Origin of the sequence: Nocardioides asiaticus (genome assembly GCF_040049175.1) — a bacterium.
Lineage (GTDB): Bacteria > Actinomycetota > Actinomycetes > Propionibacteriales > Nocardioidaceae > Nocardioides > Nocardioides cheoyonin.
On sequence record NZ_JBDZDM010000002.1, the window covers coordinates 158,934 to 174,462 of the forward strand.

At 72.4% G+C, this 15,529-nt stretch carries 13 protein-coding genes; 10 read left to right on the forward strand and 3 right to left on the reverse strand.

Features of this window, described 5'->3' with window-relative positions:
* Nucleotides 1-135 precede the first annotated feature (135 nt).
* The 8 genes from ABLE53_RS06590 to ABLE53_RS06625 are packed head-to-tail and all read left to right on the forward strand — an operon-like array spanning nucleotide 136 to nucleotide 9,399.
* Nucleotides 136-2,601, forward strand: coding sequence for a GcvT family protein (locus ABLE53_RS06590; protein WP_348857953.1), 2,466 nt, complete (start codon nucleotides 136-138; stop codon nucleotides 2,599-2,601).
* 2 nt (nucleotides 2,602-2,603) lie between these two features.
* Complete coding sequence (locus ABLE53_RS06595) at nucleotides 2,604-2,948, forward strand: bifunctional 3-phenylpropionate/cinnamic acid dioxygenase ferredoxin subunit (protein WP_348857954.1); 345 nt, start codon at nucleotides 2,604-2,606, stop codon at nucleotides 2,946-2,948.
* A gap of 58 nt (nucleotides 2,949-3,006) precedes the next feature.
* Nucleotides 3,007-4,206: an aromatic ring-hydroxylating oxygenase subunit alpha gene (locus ABLE53_RS06600; RefSeq protein WP_348857955.1), complete on the forward strand. Its 1,200-nt coding sequence runs from the start codon at nucleotides 3,007-3,009 to the stop codon at nucleotides 4,204-4,206.
* Complete coding sequence (locus ABLE53_RS06605; RefSeq protein ID WP_348857956.1) at nucleotides 4,206-5,426, forward strand: sarcosine oxidase subunit beta family protein; 1,221 nt, start codon at nucleotides 4,206-4,208, stop codon at nucleotides 5,424-5,426. Before ABLE53_RS06600 ends, ABLE53_RS06605 begins: the two co-directional genes overlap by 1 nt.
* Nucleotides 5,427-5,445: 19 nt before the next feature.
* Nucleotides 5,446-5,709, forward strand: coding sequence for a sarcosine oxidase subunit delta (locus tag ABLE53_RS06610; protein ID WP_348857957.1), 264 nt, complete (start codon nucleotides 5,446-5,448; stop codon nucleotides 5,707-5,709).
* On the forward strand, nucleotides 5,706-8,366 hold the full coding sequence (locus ABLE53_RS06615; protein WP_348857958.1) for a 2Fe-2S iron-sulfur cluster-binding protein: 2,661 nt from the start codon (nucleotides 5,706-5,708) through the stop codon (nucleotides 8,364-8,366). Before ABLE53_RS06610 ends, ABLE53_RS06615 begins: the two co-directional genes overlap by 4 nt.
* On the forward strand, nucleotides 8,356-8,859 hold the full coding sequence (locus tag ABLE53_RS06620; RefSeq protein ID WP_348857959.1) for a sarcosine oxidase subunit gamma: 504 nt from the start codon (nucleotides 8,356-8,358) through the stop codon (nucleotides 8,857-8,859). The genes ABLE53_RS06615 and ABLE53_RS06620 overlap by 11 nt, the downstream gene beginning before the upstream one ends.
* Nucleotides 8,860-8,907: 48 nt before the next feature.
* On the forward strand, nucleotides 8,908-9,399 hold the full coding sequence (locus tag ABLE53_RS06625; protein WP_348857960.1) for a winged helix-turn-helix transcriptional regulator: 492 nt from the start codon (nucleotides 8,908-8,910) through the stop codon (nucleotides 9,397-9,399).
* Between the two features lie 9 nt (nucleotides 9,400-9,408).
* Here the strand turns inward: ABLE53_RS06625 and ABLE53_RS06630 are convergent, their stop codons facing one another.
* Nucleotides 9,409-10,608, reverse strand: coding sequence for a glycosyltransferase (locus ABLE53_RS06630; protein ID WP_348857961.1), 1,200 nt, complete (start codon nucleotides 10,606-10,608; stop codon nucleotides 9,409-9,411).
* 222 nt (nucleotides 10,609-10,830) lie between these two features.
* Between ABLE53_RS06630 and ABLE53_RS06635 the strand changes: the two genes are divergently transcribed.
* Nucleotides 10,831-11,613 (forward strand): hypothetical protein, encoded by a 783-nt coding sequence (locus tag ABLE53_RS06635; RefSeq protein ID WP_348857962.1) that lies wholly within the window; start codon nucleotides 10,831-10,833, stop codon nucleotides 11,611-11,613.
* On the opposite strand, the gene ABLE53_RS06640 is transcribed toward ABLE53_RS06635, so the two are convergent.
* Nucleotides 11,610-13,070, reverse strand: coding sequence for an aldehyde dehydrogenase family protein (locus ABLE53_RS06640; RefSeq protein ID WP_348857963.1), 1,461 nt, complete (start codon nucleotides 13,068-13,070; stop codon nucleotides 11,610-11,612). The two genes, ABLE53_RS06635 and ABLE53_RS06640, sit on opposite strands and share 4 nt — an antisense overlap.
* 214 nt (nucleotides 13,071-13,284) lie before the next feature.
* Between ABLE53_RS06640 and ABLE53_RS06645 the strand changes: the two genes are divergently transcribed.
* Nucleotides 13,285-14,628 carry an MFS transporter gene (locus ABLE53_RS06645; RefSeq protein WP_348857964.1) on the forward strand — a complete coding sequence of 448 codons (1,344 nt, stop codon included), beginning with the start codon at nucleotides 13,285-13,287 and terminating at the stop codon, nucleotides 14,626-14,628.
* A 21-nt stretch (nucleotides 14,629-14,649) separates the two neighbouring features.
* Here the strand turns inward: ABLE53_RS06645 and ABLE53_RS06650 are convergent, their stop codons facing one another.
* The gene (locus ABLE53_RS06650; protein ID WP_348857965.1) at nucleotides 14,650-15,471 is read right to left on the reverse strand and encodes an IclR family transcriptional regulator; all 822 of its coding nucleotides are present in this window, start codon (nucleotides 15,469-15,471) and stop codon (nucleotides 14,650-14,652) included.
* Between the last annotated feature and the right edge of the window lie 58 nt (nucleotides 15,472-15,529).

The window sequence follows — 15,529 nt, forward strand, 5'->3', positions numbered from 1 at the left end:
CATGTAAATCCACGTAACAGTCTCGAAAATCGACGGCGCGCCTCTTGACCCGCCCCGAGGCCGATCAGCAGAGTTGCACATGTTGCACGCAATCTCAGGATGCGCAACAAAGTGGACGTTGCAGGAGGGTTGCCGATGGTCGGCAGGCGGACCGTCATCATCGGGGCGGGCGTGGTCGGTGCCGCGCTCGCCGACGAGCTGTCCGAGCGCGGCTGGGACGACGTCGTCGTGGTGGACCAGGGGGACATCCCGGTCACCGGCGGCTCGTCGTCGCACGCGCCCGGCCTGGTCTTCCAGACCAACAGCTCGAAGACGATGACCCAGATGGCGCGCTACACCGTCGAGAAGCTGATGGGGCTGTCGTACGACGGCGAGCCGTGCTTCCTCCAGGTCGGCGGCCTCGAGATCGCGACGACGCCCGAGCGCCTCGCCGAGCTGCACCGCCGCCACGGCTGGGTCACCGCGTGGGGCATCGAGGCGGAGATCGTCGACCCGGAGCAGTGCGCCAAGCTCTTCCCGCTGCTCGACCCGGCGACCGTCTTCGGCGGGCTCTACGTCCCGACGGACGGGATCGCGAAGGCGATCCGCGGCGTCGCGGCCCAGCTCGAGCGAGCACAGGACCGCGGGGTCGAGCTGCGGCCGCGCACGGAGGTGCTCGAGATCCTGGTCGAGGACGGGTCGGCCGTCGGCGTACGCACCACTGACGGCGACATCCCCGCCGACGTCGTCGTGTGCTGCGCCGGCATCTGGGGCCCCAAGGTCGCCGGGCTGGTCGGGCTCCGCCTCCCGCAGACCCCGATGGCCCACCAGCTCGCCTGGACCGGCACCGTGCCGGGCCTGGAGGGTCGCGCGGAGGAGGCGGTCTCGCCGCTGCTGCGCCACCAGGACGCCGACCTCTACTACCGGGAGCGCTACGACGGCCTCGGCGTCGGCACGTACCGCCACCGCGCCATGCCGATCGACGCCCACGACCTGCTCCCGGTCGACGAGGCCGCCAAGACGAAGGGCGGGATGCCCTCGGTCCTCGAGTTCACGCCCGAGGACTTCGCGCCGTCGTGGGAGGAGACCCACCGCGTCCTCCCGGCCACCGAGGACGTCGAGCTGACCGACGCGATCAACGGCGTCTTCTCCTTCACCCCCGACGGCATGCCGCTGATCGGGGAGTCGCCGGACGTCGCCGGCTTCTGGGTCGCCGAGGCGGTCTGGGTCACCCACTCCGCGGGGGTCGGCAGGGCCGTCGCCGAGCTGCTCGTCGACGGGGCGTCGTCCTACGACCTCAGCGGCTGCGAGCTCGACCGCTTCGAGGAGTACCAGCTCGACCCGGCGTACGTCGTCGAGCGCAACTGCACCAGCTTCGACGAGGTCTACGACATCATCCACCCGCTCCAGCCGATGGAGCACCCGCGCCCGCTGCGCACCTCGCCGTTCTACGTCCGCGAGCGGGAGCTCGGCGGCGTCTTCCTCGAGGCGAGCGGCTGGGAGCGGCCGCAGTGGTACGCCGCCAACGACCCTCGCACCGACGTTTCGACAGGCTCGAGGTCCGGAACCGTGTTCACCCCGGACCCGTGGGCGGCGCGCTACTGGTCCCCGACGGTGGCGGCCGAGGCCCGGGCGACGCGCGAGGCGGTAGCGGTCTACGACATGACCGCGCTCAAGCGGCTGGAGGTGACCGGCCCGGGCGCGGCCGCGTTCCTGCAGCGGATGGTGACCGGCAACGTGGACAAGTCGGTCGGCTCGGTGACGTACTGCCTGCTCCTCAACCCGGACGGCGGCATCCGCAGCGACGTCACCGTCGCGCGCCTCGCGGAGGACCGCTTCCAGGTCGGCGCCAACGGCAACGCCGACCTCGCCTGGCTGCGCCGCCACCTCCCCGCCGACGGCACCGTCCAGGTCCGCGACATCACCGGCGGCACCTGCTGCCTCGGGCTGTGGGGCCCGCAGGCCCGCGACGTGCTCCAGCCGCTGGCCGACATCGACCTCTCGAACGACGGGCTGCGCTACTTCCGGGCCGCCGGGCTGCACGTCGGCAACGTGCCGGTGACCGCGCTCCGGCTGTCGTACGTCGGCGAGCTCGGCTGGGAGCTCTACACCAGCGCGGAGTTCGGTCTGCGGCTGTGGGACACGATCTGGGCCGCCGGGCAGGACCACGGCCTGGTCGCGGCCGGCCGCGGGGCGTTCAACAGCCTCCGGCTGGAGAAGGGCTACCGCAGCTTCGGGGCCGACATGACCTTCGAGCACGACCCGTGGGAGGCCGGGCTCGGATTCGCCGTGAAGCTCGACTCGGGCGACTTCATCGGCCGCGACGCCGTCGTACGCCGTCAGGAGCAGGTCACCCGCCGGCTCGTCACCCTCACCCTCGACGACCCCGCGAAGGTCGTCATGGGCAAGGAGCCCGTCCTCGCCGGAGGGACGACGGTCGGCTACGTCACCAGCGCCGCCTACGGCTACACCGTGGGCCGCGGGGTCGCCTATGCCTGGCTCCCCGCCGAGCTCGCCGCCGCCGGTACGCCGGTGGAGATCACCTACTTCGACACCCGGGTCGCCGCCACCGTCGCCGACGACGTTCTCGTAGACCCTTCGATGTCCAAGCTGAGGTCGTAAGCATGATCCCTGTGTGCCCCCTCTCCCAGCTGGCCCTGGGCGAGGCGATCCGGGTCGAGCCCGAGGGCGACGTACCCATCGCCGTGTTCCGCACCGACGACGACGAGGTGTACGCCATCGACGACACCTGCACCCACCAGGACGCCTCGCTCGCCGACGGCTGGCTGGAGGGCTGCGAGATCGAGTGCCCCCTGCACGGGTCGAGGTTCGACCTGCGCACGGGCGAGGTCGACGCGCTGCCCGCGACCAGGCCGGTCCGCACCCACGCCGTCCGGGTGGAGGACGACATGATCTACGTGGCCCTGTCGGACGAGGAGCCGAACCTGCCTCCGGGGGTGCGGCGATGATGCGTCCGACGAGGAGCGGCCTCGACAGGCTCGACCACCGAGTCCCGGGGGTGCGGCGATGAGCGCGCTCGAGTCGTTCGACTCCTACGAGTCGCTCGAGGCCGCCGAGGAGGCCGTCCAGCTCGCCGACATCCGGCCGATCCCCGAGGAGCTGCGGGTCTCGGAGAGCCTGGTGCGGACGCTGCCGGGGTCGGCGTACTCCGACCCGGTGCTCTTCGCCCGCGAGCAGGAGCGGATCTTCGAGCAGATGTGGATCTGCGCGGTCCGCTCCGCCGAGATCGCCCGGCCGGGGCAGTACAAGACCGTCACGGTCGGACGCGAGAGCCTCGTCGTCAGCCGCAACCGCAAGGGCGAGGCGCGCGCCTTCTTCAACGTCTGCCGGCACCGCGGCGCGACCGTCTGCCCGACGGAGTCGGGCGAGGCCAGGGCGTTCCAGTGCTCCTACCACGCCTGGACCTACGACCTCGACGGCCGGCTGCTGGCCGCCCCCAACCTGACGAAGATGCCCGACGTCGGCCGCGACCAGTACGGCCTGCGCAAGGCGCACGTGCGCGAGTGGCTCGGCTACGTCTGGGTCTGCGTCGCCAGCGAGGCGCCGAGCTTCGAGGAGACGGTCATGGGCGCCGTACGCTCGCGGCTCGGCGACCTGGACTCGATCGAGCACTACGGCGTCGAGGGCCTCGAGCTGGGCCGCCGGATCACGTACGACGTGAAGGCCAACTGGAAGCTCATCGTCGAGAACTTCATGGAGTGCTACCACTGCGCGACGATCCACCCGGAGCTGACCGCGGTGCTGCCCGAGTTCGCCGACGGGTACGCCGCGCAGTACTTCGTCGGCCACGGCGCCGAGTTCGGCGAGGGCGTCGAGGGCTTCACCGTCGACGGGTCCGCCGGGCTCGACCGGATCCCCGGCGTCACCGACGACCAGGACCGGCGCTACTACGCTGTCACCATCAGGCCCAACGTCTTCGTCAACCTCGTCCCTGACCACGTGATCCTGCACCGGATGTTCCCCGTCGCCCCCGACCGCACGATCGTCGAGTGCGACTGGCTCTACCTGCCCGAGGTGGTCGCGTCCGGCCGCGACCTCAGCAAGTCGGTCGAGCTCTTCGACCTGGTCAACCGGCAGGACTTCGAGGCCTGCGAGCTCTGCCAGCGGGCCACCGACTCGCAGGCGTTCGCCGAGGGCGGCGTGCTGGTCCCGAGCGAGCACCACATCGCCGAGTTCCAGGCCTGGGCGAGCGAGGCCGTCCGCTGATGCCTCGCGTCAACCCCGGCGAGCACCCCGACTTCCTGTGGCGCAACCCCGAGCCGAAGGCGTCGTACGACGCCGTGGTGGTCGGCGGGGGCGGGCACGGTCTGGCCACGGCGTACTACCTCGGGAGGAACCACGGCCTCACCAACATCGCCGTGCTGGAGAAGGGCTGGCTCGCCGGCGGCAACATGGCCCGCAACACGACCATCATCAGGTCGAACTACCTGTGGGACGAGAGCGCCGCGATCTACGAGCGCGCGCTGAAGCTGTGGGAGGGGCTGCCCGAGGAGCTCGACTACGACTTCCTCTTCAGCCAGCGCGGGGTGCTCAACCTGGCGCACACCGCGGCCGACGTACGCGAGTCGGTCAGGCGGGTCGAGGCCAACCGGCTCAACGGCGTCGACGCGGAGTGGCTGAGCGCCGAGGAGGTCGCGAAGGTCTGCCCGATCGTCAACGTGTCGCAGGACGTGCGCTACCCGGTCCTCGGCGCGACGTACCAGCCGCGCGCCGGCATCGCGAAGCACGACCACGTCGCCTGGGCGTTCGCGCGGGCGTGCGACGCGATGGGGATCGACCTGATCCAGAACTGCGAGGTGACCGGCTTCGAGCTCGATGGCTCCCGGGTCGTCGCGGTCGAGACCACGCGCGGACGGATCGCGACCGAGGTTGTCGGGCTGGCGGGCGCGGGCCACTCGAGCGTGCTGGCCGAGCGGGCCGGCTTCCGGCTGCCGGTGCAGTCGCACCCGCTGCAGGCGCTGGTCTCCGAGCTCTACGAGCCGGTCCACCCGACCGTGGTCATGTCCAACCACGTGCACGTCTACGTCTCCCAGGCCCACAAGGGCGAGCTGGTGATGGGCGCCGGCGTCGACACCTACAACGGCTACGGCCAGCGCGGCTCCTTCCACGTCATCGAGCACCAGATGGCGGCCGCGGTCGAGCTCTTCCCGATCTTCGCCCGGGCCCGGCTGCTGCGCACCTGGGGAGGCATCGTCGACGTCACCCTCGACGCCTCGCCGGTGATCTCGGCGACGCCGGTGGAGGGCATGTACGTCACCTGCGGCTGGGGCACCGGCGGCTTCAAGGCCACGCCGGCCGCCGGCGAGACGTTGGCGCACCTGATGGCGACGGGGGAGCCGCACGAGCTCGGCCGCCCGTTCGGGCTGGAGCGGTTCGTGACCGGGGCGTTGATCGACGAGCACGGCGCCGCGGCGGTGGCGCACTGATGATCACGGAGAGGACGACATGCTGCTGATCTCCTGCCCGTGGTGCGGGCCGCGGGACGAGACCGAGTACCACTACGGCGGCCAGGCGCACGTCGCCTACCCCGAGGACCCGTCGGCGCTGAGCGATGAGGAGTGGGCGGCGTACCTCTTCTACCGCGACAACCCCAAGGGCCTCTTCCGCGAGCGGTGGGTGCACTCCGGCGGCTGCCGGAAGTGGTTCAACGCGGTGCGCGACACCGTGACCTACGAGGTCGTGGAGACCTACGTCGGAGCCGACGCATGAGGCTGCCCGGGGGCGGCCGGATCGACCGGTCGCGGACGCTGAGGTTCACCGTCGACGGCGAGCCGTACGAGGCGTACGCCGGCGACACCGTCGCCTCCGCGCTGCTCGCCGCGGGACGGGTCCGGGTGGGCGACTCGATCTACCTCGGCCGTCCGCGCGGGATCTTCTCCGCGGGGGTCGAGGAGCCGAACGCGCTCATCCGGGTCGACGGCGGCGACGGCGCGGCGCTGGCCACGACGACGTACGTCACCGACGGGATGTCGGTCTCGCTGCTCTCCGGGCTGGGGGTGCTGACCGAGGGCGAGGAGGGCGTGCACGACAAGTACTTCGCCCACGCCGACGTGCTCGTCGTCGGCGCCGGGCCGGCCGGCCTGGCAGCCGCGCTCGTCGCCGGCCGGTCGGGTGCGCGGGTCACCCTCGTCGACGACCAGCCCGAGCCCGGCGGCTCGCTGCTCGGCGCGGGGGGCGACGAGATCGAGGGGATGGCGGCGCTCGACTGGGTCGGGATCGTCGCCGCCGAGCTCGACGCCCTGCCCGAGGTGACGGTGCTGCGGCGTACGCCGGCCTTCGGGTCGTACGACCACAACTACGTGCTCGCGCTCGAGCAGCGCGACGGCGGCACCCGGATCCACCACGTCCGCGCGAAGCAGGTGGTGCTGGCGACGGGCGCCGTGGAGCGGCCGCTCGTCTTCCCGGGCAACGACGCGCCCGGTGTGATGCTGGCGAGCGCGGTGCGGACCTACCTGCACCGGTGGGCCGTCGTGCCCGGCGAGCGGGTCACGGTGCTCAGCAACAACTCCTCCACCGACCCGCTCGTCGTCGAGCTGCGCGCGGCGGGGATCGAGGTGGAGGTCGCCGAGGAGCCACGGGCGGTGGGGCCCGGCGAGATCCTCGCCGTCTCCGGCGGGTGGAACCCGGTGACCCAGCTGTGGACCGGCCGCCAGGGCGGGACCCGGTGGGACGAGGGCCTGGCGACCTTCGTGCCCGACGGCACCGTGACGGGCCAGCAGATCGTCGGCGCGGCCAACGGGGCGTTCGACCTCGACCGCTGCCTGTGGGAGGGCGCCCGGGCGGGCGCGGCGGCCGCGAGCACCGCCGGCTTCCCCGTGGAGGCGCCGACGTTCCGGGCCGACAGCCGCGCGGCCGCGTCGTACGAGATCTCGCCGGTGTGGCTGCTCGCCGAGGAGGACGCGTACGCCGAGGCGTTCGTCGACCTGCAGCGCGACCAGACCGTCGCCGACGTGGCGAAGGCGCTCGGCGCCGGCATGACGAGCGTGGAGCACGTGAAGCGCTACACGTCGGTCGGGACCGGCGGCGACCAGGGCAAGACCTCCGGGCTGGTGACCGCCGGCGTCGTCGCGGCGCTCAGCGGCCGCGAGGTCGCCGAGATCGGGGTGAGCAGCCAGCGGCCGCCGTACGTCCCGGTGTCGTTCGGCGCCCTCGCCGGACGTGAGCGCGGCGAGCTCTTCGACCCCGAGCGGACGACGCCCGTCCACGGCTGGCACGAGGAGCACGGCGCGGCCTTCGAGATCGTGGGGCAGTGGCTGCGGCCGTGGTACTACCCGCAGCCGTTGCCCGACGGCACCCTCGAGACCATGGACGAGGCGGTCGCGCGGGAGTGCCGCGCGGCCCGGACCGGCGTGGCGATGCAGGACGCCTCGACGCTCGGCAAGATCGAGATCCGCGGCCGCGACGCGGGCGTCTTCCTCGACCGGATCTACACCAACGGCTTCTCGAAGCTGAAGGTCGGCTCGGCGCGCTACGGCGTCATGTGCAAGCCCGACGGGATGATCTTCGACGACGGCGTCACGCTGCGGCTCGCCGACGACCGCTACTTCATGACGACCACCACCGGCGGTGCCGCCGGCGTGCTCGACTGGCTGGAGGAGTGGCTGCAGACGGAGTGGCCGGAGCTGGACGTGACGTGTACGTCGGTCACCGAGCAGTGGACGACCGTCGCCGTCGTCGGCCCGCGCTCGCGTGAGGTGGTCGCGGCGGTGGCGCCGGCGCTGGACGTCTCGAAGGAGGCGTTCCCGTTCATGACGTGGCGCGAGACGGTCCTCGCCTCGGGGGTGCCGGCGCGGATCTGCCGGATCTCGTTCTCCGGCGAGCTCGCCTTCGAGGTCAACGTCTCGGGTCGGCACGGCCGGGCCGTGTGGGAGGAGATCTTCGCGGCCGGGTCGGAGCTGGGGATCACGCCGTACGGCACCGAGGCCATGCACGTCCTGCGCGCCGAGAAGGGCTTCCTCATCGTCGGACAGGACACCGACGGGACGGTCACGCCGGCGGACGCCGGCATGGACTGGATCGTCTCGACGACGAAGGACTTCATCGGCAAGCGCTCGTTCTCCCGGCCGGACACCTCCCGTCCGGACCGCAAGCACCTGGTCGGCATCCTCCCGCCGGAGCGGTTGGTCGAGGGGACGCAGCTGGTCGCCGCCAGGGCTGATCTGACGCCGCCGGTGCCGATGCTCGGCTGGGTCACCTCGAGCTACCACTCGGCGACGCTCGACCGGCCGTTCGGGCTCGCGCTGGTCGCCGGCGGCCGCGACCTGATCGGCTCCTCGGTCGCCGCCGTCGTCGGTGACCGGCTGGTCGAGGTCGAGGTGACCTCGCCGGTGTTCTACGACCCGGAGGGAGCACGCCGTGACGGTTGAGCTCGTGACCGAGCCGCGGCCCTTCCATACCTCGGTGCGGGTGCCTCCCGGGACGCCCGCCTTCGACCGGGTGGGAGCGGCCTTCGGCCTCGTCCTGCCCACCGCCGTCGGCGAGACGTCGACGGCCGGCCCGCACACCGCCCTCTGGCTCGGTCCGGACGAGTGGCTGGTGGTCTCGGACGGTGCGGTCCCCGCCCTCGACGGGCTGCTGCTCGCTGGCGAGCGCGGTCTGATCGTCGACGTCTCCGCCAACCGGACCTCCCTGCTGCTCTCCGGCCCGGACGCCCGTCACGTGCTCGAGAAGGGCTGCCCGGTCGACCTCCACCCGCGTGCCTTCGGCCCCGGCAACGCCGTGACCGCCACCCTCGCCCGGGTCCCGGTCGTCCTGTGGCAGACCGCTCCGGCGGCGTACCGGATCCTTCCGCGGACCTCCTTCACCGCCTACGTCGAGCGGTGGCTGCGGGACGCGATGGCGGAGTACGTCGCGGCGTGATCGGCTCGGGTGGTAGTAAGATGCAAGCAGTTGGCGGGAGGAGGAGCGATGGCGAGTCCGCGCTCGGGGTGCCCGATCAACGCGGCGGTCGAGGCGTTCGGCGATCCGTGGAGCCTCTTGGTGCTGCGCGACGTGATGTTCGGCAACAGGCGCTACTTCCGGGAGCTGCTGAGCAGCTCCGAGGAGGGCATCGCCTCCAACATCCTCAGCGACCGGCTGAAGCGGCTCGTCGCCTCCGGCCTGCTCACCCGCGAGGACGCCGGCCCCGGGCGCAGGGCCGCCTACAGCCTGACCGAGGCCTCCATCCAGCTCGTCCCGGTCTTCGCCCGGCTCGGTGAGTGGGGGCTCCGCCACCGGCCGACGACCACGGAGCTGCGCGTGCGCGCCGAGCTGCTCTCCGAGGGCGGACCGCAGATGTGGGCGGACTTCATGGACGAGCTCCGCGAGCTCCACCTCGGCATCCCTCGCCCCAAGAGCGGCCCGACGGTGGTCGAGCGGCTCGCCGCGGCGTACGCCGAAGCAGTGGCCGCGGCCGACTGACGCGCGAACTCAGCCGGCGAGCCCCAGGGTCGGCGTGGCGGCGGCGTCCCGGATCAGGCCGGCGTACGCGTCGAAGCAGCGCTGCTCGCTGAGCCGCTGCCGCTGGCGCACGATCCGCTCGGAGTGCTCGCCGCGGTGGGCGTACGCCTCACACCACGCGGTCGCCAGCGCGTCCGGGTCGGAGTCGGCGACCAGCCGCGGGTCGCCGACGAGGCGGGCGGCGTCGCCGACGTCGGTGGTCACCGGCACCGCGCCGCTGGCCATCCCCTCGAGCAGGCACAGCGGCGCGGCCTCGCCGTACGCCGAGGTGAGCGTGACCAGGTCGGCGGCGTTGTAGAGCGGCGCCATCTGCGACTGGATCCCCAGGGCGTGCACCTGCCGCTCGAGGCCCGGCCAGTGGCCGAGCTCGCTGCTGAGGAGCTCCTCGAGCGCGGCGTTGCCGCGGGTCATGCCGGCCCCGCACATCACCAGATGGGCGTCGGGGTGCTCGACCACGAACCGGCGCGCCGTGCGGACGAAGAGCGGGATGTTCTTCATCTCGTCGAACCGGGCGGCGATGAGGACGACGGGCGCCCCCTCCGGCGCGCCGAGCCGCCGGCGCACGTCCTTCCGGGCCCGCGGATCCGGACGGAACCGGTAGACGTCCACGCCGTTCTGGATCACAGGCAGCTGGTCGAGCGGGATCCCGGTGGCGCGGTGGTACGCCTCCTGCGTGCTGTGCGCGCAGCAGACCGCCGCGGTGAGCAGGCCGGCCTCGTGCAGCGCCACGAGCGCCTCGACGCCGGGCCCCTGGTGCTCGGGGTCGGAGCGGTGCAGGCAGACCAGGAGTGGGGCGCCGCCGGTGCCGACGCGGGCGAGGGCGGTGAGCGGCTGCTCCTTGAGCGAGAGGAGTACGTCGGCCCGCGCCACCGCCTGCTCGAGCTGGCGCAGGTGGCGCGGGCCGAGCCGGTCGGTGGGCATCCGCCGCAGCGCCTCGACGGGGACGCCGGCGGTGACCAGACGACGGTAGGAGGTGTCCTCGGTGATCGCCTGCGCGGTGAACTCGCGGCGTACGCGATCGCTGAGGCTCAGGACGGCGTGCTGCTGACTGCTGGTGGCGTCGAGCGCGCGGACGACCGCGGTGTGCAGGATCCGGGCGCCGCCGGCGAAGAAGCCCTCGTAGATGGAGAGGACTCGAGGACCGTCCTCGAGGTGGGCCACGTTCGACATGTCGACCTCACTGTCTGTCGCCCCGCCGGGCGTACGAACGAGAAGGGAGGTGGGGATCGGCAGAAGTACTGCTGGCAGTGACGTGCGCGGGGTCAGAGTCCCGTCCTGACGGCGGACAGTAGCCGTCGAAACCCCGCCGCCAAAGGAAGAACTGGCAGCGGCACCCAGGATTCACCGGAATGTCACCTGCCGGGGTGAGGCGCCCGGCCCTAGTTTGGGGTCATGGCCGACTCGGAGGCGACGACGTACCACTACGTCCGCGCGGCCCTGCTGGCGCTGCTCCTCGCGATCGCGGTCTCGATCGGAGCGGAGACGGTGCGGTCCGGCTGGGAGACCTCGATCAGCAGCTACTACTACACGGCCGCCGGCCCGGTCTTCATCGGAGCGCTCGTCGCCATCGGCGTCTGCCTGGTGTCGCTGCGGGGCGACACCGACGCCGAGGACGTCTGCCTCAACCTCGCCGGGATCTCGGCGCCGATGGTCGCGTTCGTGCCGACGCCGGAGCGGGGCGAGCGGCCCGACGTGCACGCCATCGCGAACAACTCCGCCACGTTCTGGGTCGTCCTGGCGGTGGGGTACGCCGTCGTACTCGCCCTCGGCCTGCGCCGGCGCGCCCGTGGCGAGCCGTGGCCGAGCCGGTGGGGCCTCGTCGGCCTCGGCTCGACCGCAGCCGCCTGGGTCGTCGGGGTCGTCTGGATCCTCGTCGACCGGCACTCGTTCGCCGCGCACGCCCACGCGCTCGCCGCGACCTTCACCTTCCTCCCGTTCGCCGGCGTCGTCGTCCTCAACACCGACTGGGGCGTGCGCGTTGTCGCGGGACGCCCGAACCGCCGCACCCGCTACGACGCGGCGTACTGGGCCATCGTCGCCGGCATCGTCCTCGACGTCGCCGTCTTCGCCGCGCTCTGGGCGTGGGACTACGCGATGCTCGCCCTCGAGATCGGGCTGCTCGGCCTCTTCGCGGTGTTCTGGATCCTCCAGACGCTCGACCTGATGGACGGCTAGGCGGGCAAGCCCACCGAGTGGGTGTCCATGAACTCCCGGATGCCCTCGATGCCCATCTCACGGCCCATGCCGCTGCGGTCGAAGCCCCCGAACGGGGCGCGCTCGTCGAGGAAGGCCGCGCCGTGGGCGTTGACGAAGGTGTAGCCGGTGCGCAGCCGGGCGGCGACCTCGGCGGCGTGGTCGAGGTCGGCCGACCAGACCGAGGAGCACAGCCCCGACCAGGTGTCGTTGGCCCGTGCGACGGCGTCGTCCTCGTCGTCGAAGGTCAGCAGCGGGATGGTCGGCCCGAACTGCTCCTCGGTCACGAGCCGGGAGTCCTCCGGAGCGCCGAGCACCAGCGAGGGGCGCAGGAACTGCCCGTGCGAGAGGTCCTCGCCCGGCGTGGCCTCGCCGTACTCCCTCACCTCCGCGCCGCGGCTGCGGGCATCGGCGAGCAGCTCCTCGACGTACGACACCTGGCGCGGGTGGTGCAGCGGGCCCATCGTCACGCCCTCGGCCAGTCCGTGCCCGAGCCGCGTGCGGGAGAGGCGGGCGGCGAGGCCGTCGACGACCTCGTCGAGCCGCGAGGAGTGCGCGTAGAGCCGCTTGGCCGCCATGCACACCTGCCCGGTCGTGTCGAAGATGCCGGAGAACATCGCGTCGAACGCCGCGTCGTCGAGCGCGGCGTCGGCGAGCACGAGCGACGGGTCGTTGCCGCCGAGCTCGAGCGCCACGCGGGTCAGCGCCGGTGCGGCCATCGCCATGATCCGCGCGCCGCCGCCGGGGGAGCCGGTGAAGCAGACCTTCTTGACCCGCTCGTCGGTGACCAGCGTCGGGCCGATCTCGCCGTCGTTGCCGGTGACGACGTTGAGGACGCCGGGCGGCAGCGCCTGCGCCACGAGCCGGACCGTCCGCACGGTGGCGAGCGGCGCGCTCGGCGGCGGCTTCACCACGACGGTGTTGCCCGCGACCAGTGCCTGCGGCAGCGAGGCGGCCAGGATCGCGAGCGGCCAGTTGAACGGCACGATGATGGTGACGACGCCGAGCGGGAGGTACCCCACCGAGGTGTTGTACGGCGGGGCCGGCAGCTCGACCCTCTCGCCGACCCGGTCGGCGAGCCCCGCGGCGAGCTCGAAGCGGTGCACGAACACGAGCGTGTCGATCACCGACTCCATCATGATCTTGCCGTTCTCCCGGGTGAGGACGGCGGCGGTGTCGTTGCGGTCGGCCTCGAGCGGCGCGAGCGCCTCCGTGATCAGCCGGGCCCGCTCGGTGGGCGCCAGCGCGCTCCACGCGGGGAAGGCCCGGTGGGCCGCGGCGACGGCCTCCTCGGCCTGCTTGGCGCTGGCCGCGGCGGCGTACCCCACGGTCGCGCGGGGATCGGCCGGGTCGACGACGTGCAGGGCGTCGTCGCTGCTCACCTCCCGGCCGTCGATGAAGAGGTCGGTCCTGATCTCGGGCAGTGCGGCGAGGTCCACGGTCATCTCCTAGCGGGGCTGTGTCCGCCCGAGCGGGGGTCGGTGCTCCTCACGGTAGGCACGCGCGCGGCTCGGGGCCACGGTCACGGGCTGCACCTGCCGCCAGGTGGAAGCGCGGCCGACATCGGAGGTGGTCGCTCGGTTGCATGGGGGCACAGGCAGGTGCCCGGACCGTACGGCGGGGCGCCGATCTCGGACCCTGAGGAGCTGACCTGTGACCACGTCCTCGGCACAGCCACGGACCCGACCCTCGACCCCCACGCTGGTGGCGGCGAGCTCCATCGGAACCGCGATCGAGTGGTACGACTACTACATCTTCGGCACTGCCGCCGCGCTCGTCTTCGGCACGGTGTTCTTCCCCCACTTCTCGTCGGTCGCCGGCACGCTCGCCTCCTTCGCGACGTACGCCGTCGGCTTCGCCGCCCGGCCGCTCGGGGCCGCGGTGATCGGCCACTTCGGCGACCGGATCGGGCGCAAGTCGATGCTGGTCATCACGTTGGTCGTGACGGGCGGGTCGACCACCCTGATCGGCCTCGTGCCGACGTACGCCGCCATCGGGATCGCCGCGCCCCTCCTGCTGGTGGTCCTGCGCCTGGTCCAGGGCTTCGCCGTCGGTGGCGAGTGGGGCGGTGCCGTCCTCATCTCCAGCGAGCACGCCGGCCCGCGCCGGCGGGCGGTCTACGGCAGCTTCGCCCAGATGGGGCTGCCGGTCGGCGTCTTCCTCTCGAACCTCGCCTTCCTGCTGGTCGCGCGTATGGACGACGACCGGTTCCAGTCGTGGGGCTGGCGGATCCCGTTCCTGCTCAGCGCCGTCCTGGTGGTCGTCGGGGTCCTGGTCCGTCGCAAGGTCGAGGACGCGGTCGAGTTCGAGGAGCTCAAGCAGACCGACCGGGTCAGCCGGATGCCTTTCCTCGACCTGCTCCGGCGGCAGCCGCGCAACCTGATCTTCGGCGGGCTCGCCGCGATCGCGCCGCCGCTGGTCGGCTACACCGTCATCGTCTACATGCTCACCTACGGGACGACCGTCGTCGGCTACGACCGCACCACCCTGCTCACCCTGATCCTGGTGTCGACCGGGGTCTGGATCCTCACCATCCTCGGTTGCGCGCTGCTCGCCGACCGCTACGACTCCAAGGCGGTGTACGTCGCCGGCGTCGTCACCACGATCGTCTGGCCGCTGCCGATGTGGGCGCTGGTCAACACCGGCAGCGTCGCCGCCGCCTGCCTGGCGTTCATGGTCGCCGCGGTGGTCCAGGGGATCATGGCCGGCGCCCAGGGCGGGCTGTTCACCGAGATCTTCGACACCGAGGTGCGCTACAGCGCGATCTCGGTCGCCTACCAGTTCGGCGGGATGATCGGCGGTGCCGTCACGCCCCTGCTGGCCACCGCGCTGTACGACGCCTACGGCTCCTCCACGCCCATCGCGATCTACATGATCATCGGCGGGCTGGTCAGCCTCGTCGGCGTACTCGGCCTCCGGCGGCTGCCCTCAGCCGCGACGTCGGACGTGCCGGCGCAGCGGGGCGAGGCCGGGGTGACGCGCAGCTACACCGGGTAGCGGCCCGGCGTGCTCACCTGCTCAGCTGCCGACGGCCCGCTGTCGCGGCGCGGCGCCGGGCGGGACCATCGCCGACGGCGCGCCGAGGGCGCGGGAGATGGCGCGGGCGGTGGCGGAGAGCGCGGGCAGGATCGCGTGCGGCGAGCAGCTGCCCTTCTGGATGGTGACGCCGAGCGCGGCGACCACCCGGTCGCGCTGGCCCCGCAGCGGTACGGCGAGGGCGAGCGCGTCCATGGTCAGCTGCTCCTCGGCGATGGCGACGCCCGTACGGCGTACCTGCGCCAGTGCCCGGCGCAGGTCCTCGGGGTCGCTGAGGGTGTTCGGGGTGAAGCGGCGCAGCTTGGTCGCGAGCACCTCGTCGCGGAACTCCGCGGACGCGAACGCGAGCAGCACCTGCCCGGTCCCGGTGGCGTGCATCGGCCAGCGGCCGCCGAGCCGGCTGAGGACGCGTACGCCGTCGCGGGCGTGCAGCGACTCGACGTACACCACGTCGTGGCCGTCGCGCACCGCCAGATGCACGTTGGCGTGGGTCGCGTGCTGGAGGTCGCCGAGGTAGGGAAGGGCGACGTCGCGGAGGTGGAGTCCCTGCGGCGCGAGGCCGCCGAGCTCGAGGATGCGCAGCCCGATCGAGTAGCGCCCGTCCCGGGCGCGGTCGAGCGCACCCCACTCCCGCAGCTCCCCGACAAGCCGGTGGGTGGTGCTCAGGCTCAGGCCCGAGCGGCGGCTGATCTCGCTCAAGGTGAGCAGGATGTGGTCGGGGTCGAACGCCTCGAGCACGGACAGCATGCGCTGGGCCGCCGTCTGGCGCTCGGAGCGGGGCGGTCGGATGGGGCTGACGGTCATCGTTGACCTCCGCGTCTGTGATGGCTGTCACATCTTGGTCGTCGAAGCGCGGCGATGA